At 44.4% G+C, this 20,727-nt stretch carries 19 protein-coding genes; 18 read left to right on the top strand and 1 reads right to left on the bottom strand.

Features of this window, described 5'->3' with window-relative positions; genetic code table 11:
• Positions 1-202 precede the first annotated feature (202 nt).
• The 3 genes from gyrA to ACTS60_RS12340 all read left to right on the top strand — a co-directional run bounded on the left by gyrA (position 203) and on the right by ACTS60_RS12340 (position 4,183).
• Positions 203-2,842 carry a DNA topoisomerase (ATP-hydrolyzing) subunit A gene (gyrA, locus tag ACTS60_RS12350; RefSeq protein WP_440888478.1) on the top strand — a complete coding sequence of 880 codons (2,640 nt, stop codon included), beginning with the start codon at positions 203-205 and terminating at the stop codon, positions 2,840-2,842.
• Positions 2,843-2,962: 120 nt separating this feature from the next.
• Positions 2,963-3,586, top strand: coding sequence for a TPR domain-containing protein (locus ACTS60_RS12345; protein ID WP_440888477.1), 624 nt, complete (start codon positions 2,963-2,965; stop codon positions 3,584-3,586).
• A 42-nt stretch (positions 3,587-3,628) separates the two neighbouring features.
• Positions 3,629-4,183: a hypothetical protein gene (locus ACTS60_RS12340; protein WP_440888476.1), complete on the top strand. Its 555-nt coding sequence runs from the start codon at positions 3,629-3,631 to the stop codon at positions 4,181-4,183.
• Positions 4,184-4,288: 105 nt separating this feature from the next.
• Here ACTS60_RS12340 and nrfA read toward each other — a convergent pair whose 3' ends face one another.
• On the bottom strand, positions 4,289-5,716 hold the full coding sequence (gene nrfA / locus ACTS60_RS12335; RefSeq protein ID WP_440888475.1) for an ammonia-forming nitrite reductase cytochrome c552 subunit: 1,428 nt from the start codon (positions 5,714-5,716) through the stop codon (positions 4,289-4,291).
• Positions 5,717-6,167: 451 nt separating this feature from the next.
• On the opposite strand from nrfA, the gene nrfB reads away from it, so the two are divergent.
• The 15 genes from nrfB to ACTS60_RS12260 all read left to right on the top strand — a co-directional run bounded on the left by nrfB (position 6,168) and on the right by ACTS60_RS12260 (position 20,721).
• On the top strand, positions 6,168-6,770 hold the full coding sequence (gene nrfB / locus ACTS60_RS12330) for a cytochrome c nitrite reductase pentaheme subunit (RefSeq protein ID WP_440888474.1): 603 nt from the start codon (positions 6,168-6,170) through the stop codon (positions 6,768-6,770).
• Position 6,771: 1 nt separating this feature from the next.
• On the top strand, positions 6,772-7,458 hold the full coding sequence (gene nrfC / locus ACTS60_RS12325; protein ID WP_440888473.1) for a cytochrome c nitrite reductase Fe-S protein: 687 nt from the start codon (positions 6,772-6,774) through the stop codon (positions 7,456-7,458).
• A complete protein-coding gene (gene nrfD / locus ACTS60_RS12320; RefSeq protein ID WP_440888472.1) occupies positions 7,455-8,426 on the top strand; it encodes a cytochrome c nitrite reductase subunit NrfD in 972 nt (323 codons plus the stop codon). Before nrfC ends, nrfD begins: the two co-directional genes overlap by 4 nt.
• Positions 8,427-8,435: 9 nt before the next feature.
• Positions 8,436-10,340, top strand: a complete 1,905-nt coding sequence (locus ACTS60_RS12315; RefSeq protein WP_440888471.1) for a heme lyase CcmF/NrfE family subunit — start codon at positions 8,436-8,438, stop codon at positions 10,338-10,340.
• Positions 10,324-10,851 carry a DsbE family thiol:disulfide interchange protein gene (locus ACTS60_RS12310; RefSeq protein ID WP_440888520.1) on the top strand — a complete coding sequence of 176 codons (528 nt, stop codon included), beginning with the start codon at positions 10,324-10,326 and terminating at the stop codon, positions 10,849-10,851. Before ACTS60_RS12315 ends, ACTS60_RS12310 begins: the two co-directional genes overlap by 17 nt.
• Positions 10,838-11,245: a cytochrome c-type biogenesis protein CcmH gene (locus ACTS60_RS12305; protein ID WP_440888519.1), complete on the top strand. Its 408-nt coding sequence runs from the start codon at positions 10,838-10,840 to the stop codon at positions 11,243-11,245. The genes ACTS60_RS12310 and ACTS60_RS12305 overlap by 14 nt, the downstream gene beginning before the upstream one ends.
• 159 nt (positions 11,246-11,404) lie before the next feature.
• A complete protein-coding gene (locus ACTS60_RS12300; RefSeq protein ID WP_440888470.1) occupies positions 11,405-11,581 on the top strand; it encodes a hypothetical protein in 177 nt (58 codons plus the stop codon).
• Between the two features lie 266 nt (positions 11,582-11,847).
• A complete protein-coding gene (locus ACTS60_RS12295; protein ID WP_440888469.1) occupies positions 11,848-12,495 on the top strand; it encodes a GTP cyclohydrolase II in 648 nt (215 codons plus the stop codon).
• 176 nt (positions 12,496-12,671) lie between these two features.
• A complete protein-coding gene (locus ACTS60_RS12290; RefSeq protein ID WP_440888468.1) occupies positions 12,672-13,934 on the top strand; it encodes an imelysin family protein in 1,263 nt (420 codons plus the stop codon).
• A gap of 92 nt (positions 13,935-14,026) precedes the next feature.
• Entirely contained in the window at positions 14,027-15,409 is a 1,383-nt protein-coding gene (locus ACTS60_RS12285; protein WP_440888467.1) for a di-heme oxidoreductase family protein, read from the top strand.
• A gap of 10 nt (positions 15,410-15,419) precedes the next feature.
• Positions 15,420-16,457 carry an imelysin family protein gene (locus ACTS60_RS12280; RefSeq protein ID WP_440888466.1) on the top strand — a complete coding sequence of 346 codons (1,038 nt, stop codon included), beginning with the start codon at positions 15,420-15,422 and terminating at the stop codon, positions 16,455-16,457.
• Positions 16,438-17,520, top strand: coding sequence for a DUF1513 domain-containing protein (locus ACTS60_RS12275; protein WP_440888465.1), 1,083 nt, complete (start codon positions 16,438-16,440; stop codon positions 17,518-17,520). Before ACTS60_RS12280 ends, ACTS60_RS12275 begins: the two co-directional genes overlap by 20 nt.
• A gap of 163 nt (positions 17,521-17,683) precedes the next feature.
• Positions 17,684-19,213, top strand: a complete 1,530-nt coding sequence (locus ACTS60_RS12270; RefSeq protein ID WP_440888518.1) for a L,D-transpeptidase family protein — start codon at positions 17,684-17,686, stop codon at positions 19,211-19,213.
• A gap of 172 nt (positions 19,214-19,385) precedes the next feature.
• Positions 19,386-19,934: a DUF882 domain-containing protein gene (locus ACTS60_RS12265; RefSeq protein WP_440888517.1), complete on the top strand. Its 549-nt coding sequence runs from the start codon at positions 19,386-19,388 to the stop codon at positions 19,932-19,934.
• A 130-nt stretch (positions 19,935-20,064) separates the two neighbouring features.
• Positions 20,065-20,721, top strand: a complete 657-nt coding sequence (locus ACTS60_RS12260) for an MBL fold metallo-hydrolase (protein ID WP_440888464.1) — start codon at positions 20,065-20,067, stop codon at positions 20,719-20,721.
• Positions 20,722-20,727: the final 6 nt, after the last annotated feature.

Genomic DNA, 20,727 nt, shown 5'->3' with positions numbered 1-20,727 from the left:
TTGAGCTAAGTTGGTGGAAATATAGTCAGTTTTCATAAAGATATGGGATGAATGTGCAAATTCTCTTCATTTAACCCATAACCAAGCTCACAACCTGATAAAACGAGTGGGAAAGTGATGCCCCGTTGATGAATTGTGTGTTATATTTTTGCACCTTACACGTATCGTAATTACGATCAGATAATAGAGGGATAATGGCTCTATGAGCGATTTAGCTAAAGAGATCACGCCCGTAAACATTGAAGATGAGCTTAGAGGTTCATACCTAGACTACGCGATGTCAGTAATCGTGGGTCGTGCTCTTCCAGATGTGCGTGATGGCCTTAAACCAGTACACCGCCGCGTATTATTCGCGATGAACGTACTAGGCAACGATTGGAACAAACCATATAAAAAATCAGCCCGTGTTGTCGGCGACGTAATCGGTAAATATCACCCACACGGTGATAGTGCTGTGTACGACACAATCGTACGTATGGCTCAGCCGTTCTCACTTCGTTACATGCTGGTCGATGGTCAAGGTAACTTTGGCTCGATCGATGGCGACTCTGCTGCGGCAATGCGTTATACCGAAGTGCGTATGGCGAAGATTGCCCACGAACTTTTGGCTGACCTAGATAAAGAAACCGTAGACTACGTACCTAACTACGATGGTACTGAGCAGATCCCTGCGGTTCTTCCAACGAAAATTCCTAACCTACTGGTAAACGGTTCGTCCGGTATCGCGGTAGGTATGGCAACCAACATCCCGCCTCATAACCTTGGCGAAGTGATCGATGGCTGTCTTGCATACATCAATAATGAAGAAATCACTATTGATGAGCTAATGGATTATATTCCTGGTCCTGATTTCCCTACAGCGGCACTTATCAGTGGTCGTAAAGGCATTGTAGACGCGTACAAAACAGGTCGTGGCAAAATCTACATGCGTTCAAAAGCGGATATCGAAGTGGAGAAGAATGGTAAAGAAACCATTATCGTCACTGAAATTCCTTACCAGGTAAACAAAGCTCGTTTGATCGAAAAGATCGCTGAGCTGGTTAAAGATAAGAAAGTAGAAGGCATCAGTGCGCTACGTGACGAGTCTGATAAAGACGGTATGCGTATCGTAATTGAATGTAAGCGCGATGCTGTGGGCGAAGTGGTTCTAAATAACCTTTACGCACAAACTCAGCTTCAAACGACTTTCGGTATCAACATGGTTGCGCTAGACAATGGTCAGCCAAAACTATTCAACCTAAAAGAGATGTTGAAGTGTTTCGTTGACCACCGTCGTGAAGTTGTGACACGTCGTACTATCTTCGAACTACGTAAAGCTCGTGAACGCGCTCATATCCTTGAAGGTTTAGCACTTGCACTAGCAAACATCGATGAAATCATCGAATTGATTCGTAAAGCTCCAACGCCTGCGGAAGCAAAAGCTGGTCTTGTTGCTCGCGGTTGGGACCTTGGCAACGTAGCTGCAATGCTAGAGCGTGCTGGTACTGACGCGGCTCGCCCAGAATGGCTAGAAGAGCAATACGGTATCCGTGACGGCCAGTACTTCCTAACAGAGACTCAAGCACAAGCGATTCTAGACCTACGTCTACACAAGCTAACTGGCCTTGAGCATGAGAAGATCCTTGACGAATACAAAGCACTTCTAGATGAAATCGCTGAGCTAATGCACATCCTTGCAAGCACTGAGCGTTTGATGGAAGTGATCCGTGAAGAGCTTGAAGCGGTTCGCGATGGTTTCGGCGACGAGCGTCGTACAGAAATTACAGCAGCTAGTCATGACATTGACTTAGAAGAGCTGATTGCTCGTGAAGACGTAGTAGTAACGCTGTCTCACGAAGGTTACGTTAAATACCAAATTCTAAGCGACTACGAAGCTCAGCGTCGTGGTGGTAAAGGTAAGAGTGCAACGAAGATGAAAGATGAAGACTTCATCGAACGTCTACTTGTTGCAAATACTCACGATAACATTCTATGTTTCTCTACTCGTGGTAAAACTTACCGTCTGAAAGTTTACCAATTGCCTCATGCAACTCGCACTGCACGTGGTAAGCCAATCGTAAACATCCTTCCACTTGAGGAAGGTGAACGTATTACAGCAATCCTTCCTGTGGATGAGTTCTCTCCAGAGAAATTTATCTTCATGGCAACGGGTGATGGTACGGTTAAGAAGACTCCACTGAACCAGTTTGCGAACGTACGTTCAAACGGCCTAATCGCTGTGAACCTACGTGATGATGACTCACTAATTGGCGTTGATATCACAAACGGCGATAGCGACATCATGCTGTTCTCTAAAGCAGGTAAAGTGGTTCGCTTCAGCGAAGACAAAGTACGTGCAATGGGTCGTACAGCGGCGGGTGTTCGCGGTATGAAACTAGCAGACGAGGACCAAGTTGTTTCTCTAATCGTTCCGTCTAACGAAGGCGATATCCTAACGGTTACACAAAACGGCTACGGCAAGCGTACTGAACTAGCGGAATACCCAACGAAAGGTCGTGCAACTCAGGGCGTTGTGTCTATCAAGGTTTCTGAGCGTAACGGTCCAGTTGTTGGTGCGGTACAAGTAGAAGAAGGCGACGAGATGATGATGATCACCGACGCAGGTACTCTAGTTCGTACTCGTGTAGCTGAAGTAAGCCAAGTAGGTCGTAATACGCAAGGTGTAACGCTGATCCGTACAGCTGAAGACGAATCAGTGGTTGGTCTACAGCGCATTGATGAAGTTGAAGAAGTAGAATTGCCAGAAGGCGAAGAAGCGGAAGCGACAGAAGCAAGCGCAGAAGGTCAAGTATCTGAAGCGCCAGCAGCGGATGATGCAGCTGAAGGTACTGAAGAAGAGTAATCTTCTCTGTAACTGCTAAATTTGAAAGCCGAGCATCATGCTCGGCTTTTTTGTACTTGCATCAACGCAATGAAAGCCCTAAACCAGTAAACTGAAACTCTCTTGCTTATGGAGTGCGCTATGTCGGTTTGGTTTTTTGTTGCCATCACTTTGATGGGCTTATTCATTGTGATTTTGTCGCTGAGTGCAGCGAAAGTAAAGCCAGCTCAGTGGTTTGGCTTTTGTGGACTGGTGTTAGTGCTTACGAGCGCAAGCTTTTTACTGTTTCGTCAATCTGCGCCTCAGCTTATGCAAGCGGAAACGTCGCGGATGATGACCGCGCATGACATCATAGAGGAAATCCAGGACCAACTACGTGAAGACCCAAATAATGCTGAGCTGTGGTTTCAGTTGGGGCAGGGGTATCTGGTCGAAGGTGAGCTTGATGGCGCATTGATTTGCTTCGATTATGCTATCCAGTTGACGGACCCAGTAAACGCAACTCAGCTTGCCGCTAAAGCGAGTACTTTGTACTACATCCATAAACAAGCGATGACGGACGAAGTCAGTTTGTTGCTTGAGCAAGCTTTACAACTAGAACCACATAACGAAGCAGCCTTGTCATTGATCGCAAATGACCATTTTTTATCTTTCCGTTTTCAGGAAGCGATTGATGCTTGGGTACTCTTATTAGATTCTAACGATCCAAACTTAGATAGAGTGCAAATTATTAATTCTATCAACAAGGCGAAAGAACTGCTGTAAGCGTACAATTCAATAAGCGGTAGAGGGAAAGGTGGGCAACGAATGAAAAATAAAGCCCTAAGCATATTGGTTTTGCTGTGCGGTTCTGTATTGGCGGGTTGTAGCTCTTCAGACCAAGCTGGTTCCTCGTCTACGGTGTACTATTCTCCCGGTTATTACGATCCTTGGTGGTATGATCATGATGACTATTGGATCTATTACTATCCGGGTTGTTGTGACAACGGCGATGAGTACAAAGAGAGACTGGAAGAATGGTGGAATGGCTTGGATGAAGACCAACAGCAATCCATCAAAGACAAAGTTGAAGATTGGAAGGACGATGACATGTCCGCCAACATTGACAGCATGAAACGCCAGCTTGACGATCATTGGCAATCTTTACCTGAAGAGCAGAAGCAGGAGATTCAAACCAAGTGGAAGAATCGTCCAGAGCGTATCGATCCCGCAGAGTTACAAGACAAAGCATTGAAAGAAAAGGCGCAACAAAGAAAAGCACTGCCAGAAACAAAGATCCAGCGCCCAGTCGAACGTCCTAATGTACAAATGCCTAAAACCCGTCCAAATATTCAGCCTAGACCGAGACTTCCTCGTCGTTAGCACATTCGATTTTTGTCTCTCTATAGAATCGAGGACGAAGAAATAAAGAAAGGGGCGTTCAGTACGCCCCTTGTTGTATCTATTAATTAATCCCTGCCAGTTAAACTAGTACGTGGCTTCACGCTCTGCTGCCGCTTTATCCCAATCTGGAACTACGGTTTCTAAGAAGTGTTTCTTATCCGCGTTCATTTTTTCCATATCCATACCTAGCGCTTGTTGTGCTTTAGCTTTGGTTGAAATATCAGGGATTTGTACTGGTTCAGTAATGCCTTTGGTTGCAAGTAAACGAACCAACTTAGTACGTGCGTCCGCTGCACGGTCAACCGCACTACCTAGCACTTCAAGCGCGACTTCAGGTGCATGCATGTGAACACCGTGGGACGCAATCGCGTAGTCCCAACGCCACTGGGCATGACGAATGTCTTGTAGGATCGGCTGCATTTCTTCTTCGGTTGCACCAGCTTTCCATGCTGCACCCGCTTCAAAGTGTGCTGCTACGATTTGTTTCTCAGCGGTAAGTTTCATGTTCAGCACTTGCGCTTTACGCGTTGAAACGATGCCTTGTAGTTGGTCTTTGCTCTGAGTATGACATTGTGCACAAGTGTCTTCGAAGCGATCAAACGGGTTGCCCACTTTGTGGTCGGTGTAAACGGTGCCGTCTTCTTTGGTTACTTTCGGCATATGGCAGTCCACACATACCACTTTATTCTTGCCGTGGATGCCATCACGCCATGTTTCGTAACCTGGGTGTTGTGCTTTCAACATTGGCGCCTTCGATACTGCGTGCGTCCAATCTTTGAAGTTCAATGCGTCGTAGTACTGCTCCATGTCGTTCACAGTGGTACCCATGTCCCATGGGAACTTCACGGCTTTGGTTGGGCCGGTAAAGTAGTATTCAACGTGACATTGTGCACAAACAGACGCTTGTTGATCTAGACGTGATTGCTCATCAAACTTTTTGCCGATGGCATCGAACGCTCGTTCTACATAAGGACGAGTTATTGCCAGCGCTGGTTCGCCGTTCTTAAATTCTTCAGAGCGAGTGTCGTGGCAGTCGGAACAACCAATAGGGTTAACGATCTCCGATCCTAAGCGCGCCCATTTGCCTTCGAAGTAGCCATCTTCACCGCGTTCATCAATCACACGAGCAACATCTGGGCTTTTACAACTCCAACAAGCCATTGGCATAGGTCCAGATTTTTCGTCATTAGGGGCGCCGGTACGAAGGGTTTGACGCACATCATCTAATGCGTAGAAGTGACCGCGGGCTTTATTGTAATCTTTCGCAAAGCCATAACCAGCCCATAGAATCACCATGTTTGGGTCTTCACTTAAGGCATCTTCAATATGCTCACTTTCCGATGTTGCTTTCCAAGAGTGATATTGGTCAGGGTGGTTTTGTTCAAAGGCATCGTTGCGTGGATCGACGAGTCCTTTATCTTCCGCTGCCATAGGAGTGCCTACCAAAAATAATTGGCTGGCGAATAAGGTCGCAACCGCGATGGGTGCGCTCATCCAGTGTTTTATGCTCACGGTGTTATCTCCATATTTGTTTTTATAAGCAGCGTTGTGAGGAGCTATTCCAAATAAGAACCGGAGATCTAAGATTAATAATATGTCTTAATCAAATAGATGAAATAGTGAGCGATACTTGTATTGTTTTAGATCAATTTACGCCAGTGATCTCAGTCATGTTTACATCTATATACCCCCAAAGTGGTAGCTTGTAACTTGTTGTGTACTAAGGTTTTAGCTTTTTGTCTGTTTAAAAAATAGGGTGATTAAGCTCGCTTTTTGAGCGGTTGTTTCTACCCCTTATGGAGAATAGGGGTATTATAAATATAGGTTTAGCGTTGTGGCTTTCCGAAATAAGAATTGATGTCATTTGAAGATTGGGAAAAATATCTTCAGAGGAAATTAATTGTCGCTCAAATAAATAATTGAGAATAGTTATCAATTATTATCGAGCTAAGGAAAGAAAAATATGGGCAATATAAAATTGACCATAGAGACAATGCTGAAATTTCTCTTCATCTTTGCCTTCTATGGTTTTTCCATCGCCGCCCATGCGACCTCTTCAGAGTCAGTTGAAGGTGCTCAGGCCGAGCGTCATCAAGTCGAACTGATCCGAGACCGAGACTATAAATGTCTTCAATGTCATAAGGACGCCAAAGACACTCTGAATCTATCGCATGATCCACAAGCTTTACTCAGCAAAGGAAAGCAACTTAATTGCACCAGTTGCCACAGCAACATTGGTCCTGATCACCGTGAAGGGGCGCCGGATGTCATTAAGTTTTCTGCTGCGCAATCAAAAGCGGTGCACGATAAGGTGTTCCTCGATCCGAGTTTGATCCTCAAAGCCAATAGTCAGTGCGTGGATTGCCATGCGCCTACCGAGCTCAGAGAAAGCCATTGGACGCACGATGTTCATGCAAAGAATCTTACTTGCTCAAATTGTCATGATGTTCACGCTGCGAAAACCAAAGCACTGTCTTACGACAGAAAACAGCTGATCAAGCAATGTGTCGATTGTCACTCTGAATTTGCCGTCGAACCTGAACTTGCAAAAGAAGAGGAGAGATAGCATGAAATGTTCTAGAAGAAACTTCCTAGCCGGCAGCGGCGCGTTGATATTGACCACTGGCGTTGCAGGCACTTCCGTTGTTAGCTCCTCTCTTTATGCCAGCGATAGTGAGCAAGCAAAGCGTATGGGGATGGTTCACGATGAGAATGCCTGCATAGGCTGTACTGCTTGTACTGATGCTTGCCGTGAAGTGAATAACGTTCCTGAGGGCGTTACCCGTCTTAAAATTCATCGGGGTGAGCCGATTGGGGAGTTCCCTGATGTGGAATACCAATTTACTCGTGAATCTTGTCAGCACTGTGATAACCCTCCTTGTGTGTATGTTTGTCCTACGGGCGCTGCGTATAAAGATGAAGCGACAGGTATTGTTGATGTTCATAAAGAGAAATGTGTGGGTTGTGGCTACTGCTTAGCTGCGTGCCCTTATCAAGTTCGTTTCTTTAACCCTGTCGATCACTCTGCGGATAAATGTAATTTCTGTCGTGATACCAATCTAGCACAAGGTAAACAGCCTGCATGTGTAGAATCTTGTCCGACGAAAGCACTTATATTTGGCGATTTAAACGATCCAACCAGTGAAGTTAGCAAAGCGATAGAAAGCCACGTTGTGTACCGTGATAAATCGCATTTGGGTACACAGCCTAAGCTGTACAAAATTCCACATAGCAAAGGGGAGGTGTCATCATGAACGGCTTCGAGAGTGCTTTCCACTTTGACTCGTTAGTTTGGGATTGGATCATCGCAATATATCTGTTCTTAGCAGGTATGTCCGCGGGTGCGGTGATGATAGCCATCTATTTAAAACGCAAAGTCATTGAGGGTGACCCAGCAAATAACGGCATCATGAAAGCAATGGCTTGGTTAGCACCGTTTGGCATCATTGCCGGCCTAGTGATTTTGATTTTCCACTTAACTAAACCGCTCGAGTTTTGGAAGATCATGATTTACTACAATCCGACTTCTGTGATGTCGATGGGCGTTATCTTGTTCCAAGTGTACATGATCGTGTTATTTGTTTGGATTGGAGTCATTTTCCGTCACCAAATCATCAATTTCTGTGAAGGAAAATTACCGGGTAAATTGCTTGATTTTGTTGATGGCCTCCTTATTAGGTTCGGTAAAGGTAACAACGCGATAGAACTGTTTCTGGGATTCTTAGCGATAGTCTTAGCTGCGTATACCGGTTTCTTATTATCGGCACTGAAGACTTATCCAATGCTGAACAATCCAGTGTTGCCGATTTTGTTCCTATTCTCTAGCTTATCCTCTGGAGCTGCAGCCTGTTTGATGTTTGGCATCTTGGTGTTCAAAGAATCAACCAGTAGTCCAAGTGTCTCTTGGGTACATGGATTTGAACGTCCGGTGGTGTTGTTTGAGCTGTTTGTCTTAGTGACTTTTTTCACCGGTCTGATCTTTAGTGGTGGTCAGAATGAGGTCGCCGCTTGGAATGCGATATCTAGCGGTTTTTGGGCGCAATGGTTCTGGGTTGGCGTTGTACTCATCGGTATGCTAACACCTCTTACTATGAACTGGTTGACGCCTTCAGAAGTGCGTCATAAAGGCAGTTATGTATTTGTTGTTACTACATTGAGCTTGGTAGGTGTACTTATGTTACGTACGTTCATTCTCTATGCCGGTCAGATGACCGTAGTATAAGGAGGTTTAATGGAGGCTGAACTGGGGTTGTTCTTACTCATACTGGTGTCGATTGGCTCTACATGTGCGGCGTTGTTGTATTGGATTCGTCGCGCGATTGGCAAAACGGTGACGTTGCCGCATCAAACTGCGACGTCGCACATCATCAGTTTGGCCTCTTTCATTTGTTTATCACTTTTGATTGTTTGCTTTGTTCAAGATAATTTCGCGCTTGAGTATGTGGTTACTCATTCTAATAGTAAGCTCCCGATAGCGTTTAAAGTCGCTGCTACTTGGGGAGGACACCAAGGTTCGATGTTATTTTGGGTGGTAACACTCAGCATGTGGGCGTCGTTGATCGCTTTTAGATCTCCTGTTAATGCTCAATATACTGGTGATTGCCTAGGGATCATGAACGTTCTTATTGCGATCTTTGCGTGGTTTACGCTTGCCACATCAAATCCATTTGAATATGCCCAAAGTTTCGCTCTGGAGGGGCGCGACCTCAACCCTATGCTGCAGGATGTTGGGCTTATTATTCACCCGCCTTTACTTTACCTAGGTTACGTTGGTTACTCTGCCGTATTAGCTCTTGCTCTTGCTGCTTTGCTTGGTAAGCAACCTCAGCATGAGTGGTATGCATTTGTTCGAGGTATTGCATATTTCGCTTGGGGAACGTTAACGGCGGGCATTTTAGTTGGCTCGTGGTGGGCCTATAACGAATTAGGTTGGGGTGGCTGGTGGTTTTGGGATCCGGTAGAAAATGCGTCTTTGATGCCTTGGCTAGTTGGCACTGCCTTACTCCATAGCATACATTTGTCAGCAAGGAATAAAGGGGCGATTTGGAGCACTTACGCATTAGCGTTCAGTACGTTTAGCCTCAGTGTATTGGGTACTTTTGTTGTCAGAAGCGGTGTTTTAACATCTGTTCACGCATTTGCTGTTGATCCAACTAAGGGATTGGCATTGCTAGGCGTGTTGGTGATTATTGTCTTTGTCACCTTTGGCTGTTTGATTTATCGAGGTCAGCAGATTCCTCAATCAAATATTGATACCATTTTTAGTCGAGCTTACTTATGTTACATGGCGATAGGCTTGTTAGTCATTGCTACTGCGATCGTGTTTCTTGGTACATTTTATCCAATGATATACCAAGTGTTGGGGTCAGGTAATATTTCAGTCGGACCTCCTTATTTTAATTCACTTATCTATCCATTATTTGGCTTTAGTCTTGTTGCACTGGCTTGTTCCACATTTTGTTCATGGCGACATCCTCGGGCGGGTAAGGATCTGAAAGTACTATGGTTGATTGCTATTTTGAGTGCCATTACGATCAGCATTTTAGCCATTATGTTTAACACAGGCTTGATGCTAGGTGTAATCTCTGCTCTCGCACTTTATGTTGTCGCCAGCCACTCCTTCCAGTGGGCAAGAAGTGGTGCGAAGATTAGCACTTCCCCTAAACTTTTTGCTCACATCGGTTTTGTCATTGCTGGAGTAGGGGCGATAGTAAATGCGTCCTACTCTTATGAATTTAGCTACCGAATGTCTCCAAACTCTCAGCATCAGTTCCAGAACGTATCTCTTCAATATGTGGATACTCACTGGAAAGTTGGGCCGAACTATACTTCGGAAATAGCAGAGATACGCCTTAGCACCACGGAACAACACAGCTTCACTCTGCTCCCAGAGAGAAGGCACTATTCAGTGCGAGTTATGAATATGACGGAGCCTGCCATTAAGTCTTTTTGGCATGGTGATTACTATATTACACTTGGGGAAAAGCTGTCAGAGCAATCTTATGCGGTGAAAGTGCAGTACAGAGCCGCAATTTGGTGGATATGGTCTGGCGGTATCATTGCACTAATAAGCATGTTATCAGCCTTACTGCCTAAAAGAGCCTGGAGTCGAGTCAGTGATGAATCCTTCGCATAAAATAACTATTCTAGCGGGAGCTATTGCGTTATTTTCGGTGATTAGTTATCTGTCTCTAGCGGATCGTCCAAACGTCGAGACAACGGAAAGTCGAGTAGTTTATGTTCCAAGTTTTGAGGCTAGCAGCTTAACGACAGCAGACGTTCTTACGCAAAAACTGTTTGAAGAGCATGATTTGCAAATTTTAAATGTCTGGGCGTCTTGGTGCGGTGTGTGTAAACGTGAGCATGATGAATTGTTGGATTTGTCACGGGCAGGTGTACCAATAATAGGTTTGAACTATCGAGATCAAAGTCATGCAGCTCAAGAATACTTGGCTCGTGAGGGTAACCCATATACCAAGGTGATATTTGATCCCAAAGGTGAACTAGGGATTGATTTAGGTATAATAGGAACGCCTGAAACGTATCTAATTGATCAAGATGGGCGGATTTTGATCAAATATCGTGGTGAAATTAATAAGGATAAATGGAATGCTATTTTCTCTAAGTTCTTTGATATCTCGATATAATTTATCTTTTGCACTCTCTTTATTATTCGCCTTACTCCCTTTAAATGCGTACGCTATTCAGGAAGATCAAAATGTTGATCTTTTTGAATTTAAATCAGTTGAAATGCAACAGCGCGCAATTACTTTGGCTAAGTCTCTGCGTTGTCCTCAATGTCAAAATCAAAACCTAGTTGAGTCGAATGCCTATACCGCGAAGGCACTACGGCTGAAGGTCTACGAGATGGTGAATGAGGGATACACTGAGAAAGAGATTAAGCAATACTTAGTTGATCGATATGGAAATATTGTCCTATATGATCCGCCATTTAACCTCTCAACGGCATTATTATGGATCTTACCAGGACTATTTATGATCCTTTTTCTAATTGTCTCGATCAAAAAACTCAAGCATTAATTGTGTGATAATTGTTCCACTATTTAAAATAAACTGTGCATATAACAGGCAAGATGTTATCATTTTCAAGAATTTCAGGATAATTTCAGTGAATAGCGAACTATATAAAAAGATGAGCTAACGCGTGTTTCGATAACGTATTATATGTAGGTGTTTGCAGTGGATTTAGTAATATCGCAATTAAAAAAGGACTTTTACTCGCAGATTCGAGCATTGCAGTCACCGAAGCTGCCGCAAGTCACATCAACGCTAGCTATTCTAAGTGATGAAGAACTTCAAGAGCTTGAAAATGTCTGGATTGAGCTTGTTGTGTGGAAGAACAAGCAAACTCATTAAATTACTATACAGCAAGTTTTATATAAGAAACCCCGGTCTTTGAGGACTGGGGTTTTTTATTGTACTTATTTTAAAATGTTATATTATAACATTTGTCAGCCGGGTAATGCTGTATGATTAACTAGGTACTAAAAGTGTTCTAAAAAGAATCGACCATAACTGGTTAGTTTGATTACCCTTTAAGTAAAGCAGTTGCATTCAAAGTGATCTTAAGATTGAAAAATCAGGTATCAATCCCCATAGTTTGTGATTGAGAGAGATTTCTTATGAATGCAATTACAAAAGTGCATCAAGCAATACATCAAGTGAGTATAGATATGGCGGAAGTTCGTGCCAGAGTAGATTTTAAAGTCGGGGCAAAAAGTAACATTGAAGCTGAGATCCTGTCCTTTCACGGATTGAAAACAGATAAAGAACACGTTGCAGTAATATTCAAGAATGCAGACCAAACGCAAGATACACCGTTAGTCAGAATGCACTCTGAGTGTTTGACTGGTGACGTATTCCATTCTTCACGCTGTGACTGTGGTGAGCAACTGGAAGAGACCATCAACCGAATGGGTGAATCAGGTGGGATCATTCTATATCTTCGCCAAGAAGGTCGTGGCATTGGCTTGTACAATAAGATCGATGCGTATCGTTTACAAAGCCAAGGCATGAATACTTACGAAGCCAACAACCACCTCGGCTTTGATGACGACTTACGTGACTTCACAGAAGCCGCACAAATGTTAGAAGCATTAGGCGTGAATAAGATCCGCCTTGTGACTAATAACCCTAAAAAAATTCGTGAATTGTCCGAGTATGGGATAGAAATCGCTGAAGTTGTCAATACTTCTGCGCATATCAAAGATGGTAACGAGAATTATTTGAAAGCCAAGGTGTCCCACGGTAAACACCATCTAAAGGTTTAATCTTAAAGATAAATCTAACAACAAAGATTGTTAAAAGCCTCATATTTGTGAGGCTTTTTTTGTATCTGGAGTTGCAAATAAATTGTAAATTTGTATTATCTCGGGACTAAAAGTGCAAATAAGAATAATTAGCACTACCAATACGATAATTAAAATGCTCAACAAGGATGCTTCAGATGAATGCAAAAACAGTTTTAGTCCAGTCTATTGCTGCATCACTCCTCATTGCCAGTGGTTCTACGGTTGCTGCTACAGTAACTAAACAACAGGTTGTCGAACATTACGCAGGTGTTGCTCATGCGGTATTTTCTGATTCTGTGACAACAGCAAAAGCCCTCGATGTAAAAATCGACGAATTCCTTAAATCTCCATCCGCAGCAAAGCTTGAAGAAGTAAAACAAGCTTGGCTAGATTCACGTGTGCCATACCAACAGTCTGAAGTTTTCCGTTTTGGTAACGCGGTCGTCGATGATTGGGAAGGCCAACTAAATGCATGGCCACTTGATGAGGGCCTAATTGATTACGTTGCAACTGATTACCAATATGAATTAGGTAACGAAGGCGCTTCAGCAAACATTATTGCAAACACGAGCCTTCAGATTGGTGCGTCGAAATTGGACGTCGCTAAAATCACACCACAGTTGCTCGCGGATCTAAACGAAGTGGGGGGTTCTGAAGCAAACGTCGCTTCAGGTTACCACGCGATTGAGTTCTTACTTTGGGGTCAAGACCTTAACGGTACTAATGCAGGTGCAGGTCAACGAGCATACACTGACTTCGTTGTAGGTTCTGAGTGTACTAACGGCAACTGTGAGCGTCGTGGCGAGTACTTAAAAGCAGCGGCTGATCTACTAGTGCAAGATCTCGAGTGGATGGAAAAGCAGTGGTCTGCAGAAGTGAAAGGTAACTACCGTGAAGAGCTTCTGAATGGCTCGGCAGACAACGGTCTTCGTAAGATGCTATTCGGTATGGGTTCTCTGTCTCTGGGTGAGCTAGCTGGTGAGCGCATGAAAGTTGCACTAGAAGCAAACTCGACAGAAGACGAACACGATTGTTTCTCAGACAACACTCATAATTCTCATTACTACAATGAGCAGGGCATCTATAATGTTTATACAGGTTTGTACAAGCGTGAAGATGGCACGTTACTATCAGGTCCAAGTATTGCAGACCTTGTCGCGCAAAAAGATGAAACAGCAGCTAAAGAGATTCAAAAGCAGTTTGACGTTACTCGTAGCCAAGTCGGTGAATTAGTGACTTCTGCTGAGAAGAACAACCAGCACTTTGATCAACTAATTGCAGCAGGAAATGCACAAGGTAACGCTCTAGTAAACGATACAATCATGGCGTTGGTGGCACAAACAGGTGCGATTGAGCGAGCGGCGAAGATTGTCGGTATCGATAGCCTAAGCCCTGATACTGCTGACCACGAGTTTTAATAAGAAAACCATAATAGATAAGGGCTCTTTCGGAGCCCTTTTACCATTTGAGCTCGTTGTTATCACACCTGTCGTATTAGTAGAGCAATGATATGAAGTCATACCTAATTTCTGCGCTAGCCGCGCTCCTTTCCTCTTCTACCATGGCTTACGATGTTAAGTCTGGTGGCAAAACCAGTGTTAAAAAAGATGGCGCGAATGCGTACTCTCTCCCTGCTGCCAATCTACCAATGAGTAAGCGCCTCGACTTCAGTGTCGGCAACAGTTTTTTCCGCAACCCTTGGGTTCAAGCTCCCGCATCGACGGACGCTCGTGATGGTCTAGGTCCGCTGTTTAATACCAATGGTTGTCAGAACTGTCACATTAAAGATGGTCGTGGCCATCCGCCAGAAGAAAATGATCTCCATGCAGTATCAATGTTGGTTCGTTTGAGTATTCCCGCAATGACGCCGGAACAAAAGAAAGCGTACATCAAAGACGGTGGCATACCTGAGCCAACTTATGGTGGCCAGCTTCAAGATTTCGCCCTGCAAGATCAAACGCCAGAGGGCAAAATCGAAATCACTTATACCGATGTGCCAGTGAAATTTAAAGATGGCACGACAGTGACGCTGAGAAAGCCGCACCTAAACATTACCGATTTAGGGTATGGCGACATGCATCCGGATACTGAATTTTCAGCGCGTGTGGCGCCACCAATGATCGGCCTTGGCTTGTTAGAGAGCATTCCCGACGAAACGCTGCTGGCTTGGGCTGATGAACACGATGCCAACAAAGACGGCATCTCAGGCAAAGCAAACAAGGTTTGGGATATCGAAAAAGATGATTTCTCGATTGGTCGTTTTGGCTGGAAAGCTGGACAACCGACATTGATGCAGCAAAACGCGGCGGCATTTAACGGTGATGTGGGCTTAACAAGCCATTTATTCCCGAATGAAAACTGTACCTCGAAACAAACCATTTGTGACGACATGCCAAATGGTGGCAAGCCTGAAGTGAGCCAAAACATCCTCAATTTCGTTGAGTTTTATAGCCAACACTTAGCGGTGCCAATTCGCCGTAATATGAATGATCCAGAAGTGAAGCTTGGTCAACAGATCTTTGTATCTTCAGGCTGTGAAAGCTGCCATAAGACAAGCGTGAAAACCGCTAAACGACCGGAATTGCCAGCGCTTTCTGAGCAGCTTATCCACCCATACACAGACATGCTTCTGCATGATATGGGTGAAGGCTTAGCCGATAACCGTCCGGAATACTTAGCAAACGGGCGTGAATGGCGAACTGCGCCGCTATGGGGGGTTGGCTACACTGAGGAGGTTAACGGTCATACTTACTTCTTACATGATGGACGTGCGCGCAACCTTATGGAAGCAGTACTGTGGCATGGTGGCGAAGCCGAAACAGCTAAGCAGAATGTTTTGGCACTGAATAAGAAAGAACGTGACGCATTGATTGCGTTTTTGAATTCTCTATAAGGCACGTACCATGAAAAAAAGACTGTTAGCGAGTGCTATTACCGCAACGCTAAGTTTGGTTGGCTGTCAGTCAACAACCGAATTGACCTCTGCAAAGTCAGAAAAGACAAACCACTTTTCACAAAATGTATATGAATTGGAGTTTCAAGCGGCGCAGACATTCTTAGTACAAACGACGGATCTTAAGCAGAGCTTTGCTGATTACTGTACTTCAGAGAGCAAAGATTACGCGAAAGTAAAACAGCAATGGCATCAAACTATGCTTGCATGGATGGCATTGCAAGGGCAGGAACGTGGTCCTGCGACGGCATTAGAGCAAAGCTGGAACGTTCAGTTTTGGCCAGATAAAAAGAACACTACTGGCCGTAAGATGTCTGTGCTGACGAAATCGGACCAAGCTTGGAGTGCGGAGGAGATTTCGACGCAAAGTGTAACCGTACAAGGTTTAGGCGCGTTGGAATGGCTGCTTTACGACAAAGCTTCGACCTTATCTAGTGATAGCAAGACATGTGCAACAGGTATTGCGATTGCCGAGAATTTAGATAACAAAGCACAGATCATCGCTGATTCTTGGGCAGAAAACCCGTGGAAGTCGTTAAAGATGAAAGAGTGGGAGTCTGAGTACATCTCGCTGTTATCTAATCAGCTTGAATACAGCATGAAGAAGCTGAGTCGTCCATTGGCGAAGATTGGCAAACCTCGTCCTTATTTCTCAGAATCGTGGCGTTCAGAGACGTCGCTTTTGAACTTGAAAGCGAACCTTACCGCAATGGAATTACTCTATTTTGCCAACGGTAACGGTTTGGATGCTCTGCTGAGAGAGCAAGGCCATGCGGATTTGGCTGATCGTGTTGCCTATCAGTTTGCAATGGCTTTAGATACATGGCCAGCAGATAAGAGCTTGTTTGCCGCGCTGAAAAGCAAAGAAGGTTATCGTATGGTGCTAGCTCAATATAATAAGCTAGAACAATTGAAGTACTTGATCCACGAAGAAGTGGCGTTCGAGCTTGGCGTGGTTATAGGATTTAATGCAACCGATGGTGACTGATCAAACCCGCCGTACCTTACTTAAAGCCGCTCTTTTTGGGGCGGCTACACCTGTTATGCCGTTTGGTTGTGCTTCAACAAACTCACATGAGCCTGCGCTGATAGGCTGCTCAATCATTGGCCGAGATAAATACGCAGCGGTGGTGGCTGATGAGCATGGTATGCCGATCTCTACGTTTCCTATTCCTGAGCGTGGTCATGGCGTGGCAATAAACCAGCAGGGACATGCCGTGGTCTTTGGCCGTAGACCTGGTACGTTCTTTATGGTGTTCGATTATCGTTCAGAGCAAATGATCAAACTGCAACTAGCAAAACCAAATCGTCATTTTTATGGTCATGGTGTCTACTCACATGATGGTACTTTGTTGTTTGCTACCGAAGGCGAAAGAGGTACAAGCCGTGGAATCATTGGCGTCTATGATGTGCAAAAGTACTATCAAAAAGTCGATGAATTGACAGGCTTTGGCCTTGGCCCTCATGAAGTGATCATGATGCCTGATGGAGCATTGGCGATTGGCGTGGGCGGTGTACACACGAATGGTCGTGAACCACTGAACCTTGAAATGATGGAACCGAGCTTAAGTTATCTTTCACAAGATGGTACGTTGCTGGAGCAGGTTTCTTTACCGGATCATCAGCTTAGTATTCGTCACTTAGCCCATGATGGAGCAGAAACCGTGCTTTGTGGACAGCAATACCGTGGAGAGCCGGACGAATACCCAGCACTCATTGCCATGCATACTCGTGGTGGTGAGATGCAGGAGCTTCATGCAGAGCCAGAACAATGGGCACGCTTTAATCATTATGTAGCAAGTATCGCGGCGACAGATGAATGGATTTTGGCGACTTCACCTCCAGGTAGTTGCTACGGGATATGGTCTAAATCTACTGGTCGACTCGTTGAATTAAACGCACTGCCTGATGCGTCGGGTGTGGTTATCTACGGTGATGAGTTCCGAGTCAGCTCTGGTGCCGGTAAAGTTGTCGAGCAAAAGCCAATGAAGTCAAACACCTCTACTGCTACTGGCATCCAGTGGGATAACCATTGGTCGAGGATTACGTAATTGGGGGGCATTAAGAGTCTAATGATACTTCTATCGGAGGTTTTCTGCCTAGATTCTTAATTTTAAACCTGCAAGGCGTGAGATATTTGCCATACTTTTTTTAAGGCAAGTTTTCCGAGGGATCGTGATCGTGTTTGCTAGAATTCTATTAACAACGGCGCTTATGGTGCCGTTTTTCAGCTTTTCTACCGTTGTTTCTCAAAACGCTACTGCTCAGACTGAGCAAGTGGGGGCGGTTGCTCAGCTATCTATTGAGAAAATGATCCATTACCCAGAAGTGATTGATCGGCTCTATCAGAGCACTAGCTACCGCTTAAATTGGGAAAATGAGGATATTGCACAACAATTCTTGTTTCAATTGCAAGTATTGTCCCTTGCTGACGTTTCTCCAGTATTTCAAGACCAAATCAGGCGTGTTGCTTATGTAGAAGAAGAGGGGGACGCTCTCGATTATGATTTAGTCATGACAGACACACTACTCATGTACCTAAGCTATTTGGAGCAAGTTCAACAACATGGCTTACAGTGGTTGTTTGGCCACGGTGAAGAAGTGTCGTTACCTGAGCCCAGTATTGAAGTTCTTACTGCTCTAAGTACCGAAATTACTATCGGCAAGCTAGACCAATTCCTTTCCAACTTGTATTCACCGCTCCAAATGGATCCTGCCTTCAATCAAGCGTTTTATTCGCTCCAAGAATACGCCAAGTTTGATTACCCTACCTATCAGCAACAAGGTTTAACTAGAGTAGGTGATGTACTAGAAAATAAGCCCATCCTCCTTGAGCGAATGCAGGTAGTAGGCATCGACGTAGATGATTTACTTTATAGTGGCCCGCAGTTTGATGAAGAGCTGGAAATAGCCATAAAAGCATTCCAGAAAATTCATGGCCTAAAGCAGGACGGTATTATCGGTCCAAACACCATTCGTTGGGTTAACTTTTCGCCTGAGCAGCGATTGCATCTACTTGCACTGAATTCCGAGCGTTCTCGTTTGTGGGCGAAAGAACGAGACAATGTGGTATTTGTTAACGTGCCGGGGTATGAAGTGACGTACTGGCATGACGGTGAAGCATTGTTTGAGTCTAAAGTTGTGGTAGGGCGGGCAACACGAAAAACACCTATCATGACGGGCACTCTTGATTCGGTGATCCTTAACCCTACATGGAATGTTCCTTGGAAGATTATGGTGAAGGACATTATTCCAAAGGTTAAGAAAAACCCGATGTACCTACTTGAGCAAAATATCCAGATAATTCGCTCTTGGGATTCAAGCGAGATCATTGATCCTACGACGATACATTGGGCTTCGGTTAACCCGCGTAGTTTTCCATATCGGATGAGACAATCTTCTGGGGCTCATAACGCGTTAGGCTTGTATAAGTTTAATATGCCAAATCCTCAGGCTATTTATTTGCATGACACGCCGAGCAAAAACTTGTTTCAAGAAGACAGACGTGCTTTCAGTTCGGGTTGTGTAAGAGTAGAAAACGCCGATCAACTCGCTGAATTGCTGTTTAAGACCCAAGGTCTTGAAGAGCGTCTAGAGAAAAAACGTGAGAATAGTAGAAGATCTAATACATCGGTACCACTAAGTGAACGAATCCAAGTGCATATCATTTACCAGACCGCATGGTTAGAGGAGGGCACCTTGTACTACCGTGATGATATTTATCAATACGATCATCAAGGGTGACGTCCGTTCTCAATTTAAAAAAACTTACAATTCATAAAATTTGTTTGCTGTTCAATAAGTAAACAAAAAATCTAGCCTAAAAGCGACAAGCTGGACCAATTTATGCGTTTGACGCGTTAAATTGGTTTCGGTAATGTCCGCTGCTCGTACAGTAATTGAGCAGTATTTTCTAATGGTAAGTCGTAATTTTTCTCGTCGTGATTTTCTTAAAATGACCGCTGGTGGTGTTGTAGTTGCTTCAGCTATGCCGTCTGTATCTTGGGCGTCATTACCCGACGAGCCTCGTGTACTTGCGATGAATAATCTAAATACAGGTGAATTACTTGAGTCGTGTTACTTCAACGGCTCGAGCTATGTCGATGAAGAACTCCAACGTCTTGATAAATTCTGTCGTGATCATCGCCGCAATGAAGTTCATCCAATGGATCGACGCTTGTTCGATCAAATCAGCCAAATTCAAAAACTGATCGGTACGGAAGCTGAAGTGATTGTGATTTCAGGCTACCGCTCTCCGATAACCAATGCGTCTTTACGAAATGGCTCTTCTGGTGTGGCAAAGAAGAGTATGCACATGGAGGGGAAGGCGATCGATTTCCGATTGGATGGTGTGAAATTGTCTACCGTTCGTGATGCGGCACTAAGCTTGAAAGCTGGTGGAGTTGGTTATTATCCGAGTAGTAATTTTGTTCATATTGATACAGGTGCCGTTCGCTCTTGGTAATGGAACCCAATCGATTAATTTGTCTTACGTCGTTGGCATTAATAACCCGTAGTACAAAGCTTGAAGTCACTTTGGCTTAGTGTCATAGTTGCGGCAGTTTTCATGCAAAATTATTCGGTATAGGTTATTTATGGCTCTGAAATACCAAGTTGTTCCTGTGACATCTTTCTCTCAAAACTGTTCTATTGTCTGGTGTGATGAAACCATGAAAGGCATCGTGATAGATCCAGGTGGTGATGAAAAGCAACTTGCAATGCTAATCAAAGAACTGGGTGTTGAGGTTGTAAATCTAGTTTTGACACACGGCCACTTAGACCATGTTGGTGGAACTGAGCCTCTATCTGCTCTTTTAGGTGGTACTGAGATCATTGGGCCACATAAAGCTGATAACTTCTGGTTGCAGGGCTTAGAAGGCCAGAGCCAAATGTTCGGTTTCCCACTCACTGAAGCGTTTGAACCACACCAGTGGTTGAATGAAGGTGACAAGGTCACTTTTGGTAATCAAACATTGAATGTGATTCATACACCAGGGCATACTCCAGGCCACGTCGTACTTTACAGTGAAGAAGCGCGTTTGGCGTTTGTTGGGGATGTTTTGTTTAACGGTAGCGTGGGTCGTACTGACTTCCCACAAGGCGATTTCAACACGTTAATTAGCTCAATCAAAGAGAAGCTATGGCCGCTCGGAAATGACGTGACGTTTGTACCGGGGCATGGTCCACAGTCTACATTTGGCCACGAACGCAAGACTAACCCGTTTGTTGCTGACGAAATGCCACTTTACTAAAACGTC

It is taken from the genome of Vibrio sp. WZ-1 (assembly GCF_052037695.1).
Taxonomy (GTDB): Bacteria; Pseudomonadota; Gammaproteobacteria; order Enterobacterales; family Vibrionaceae; genus Vibrio.
Note: the sequence above shows the minus strand (reverse complement) of the source record. Positions and strands in the feature narration are given on the sequence as shown.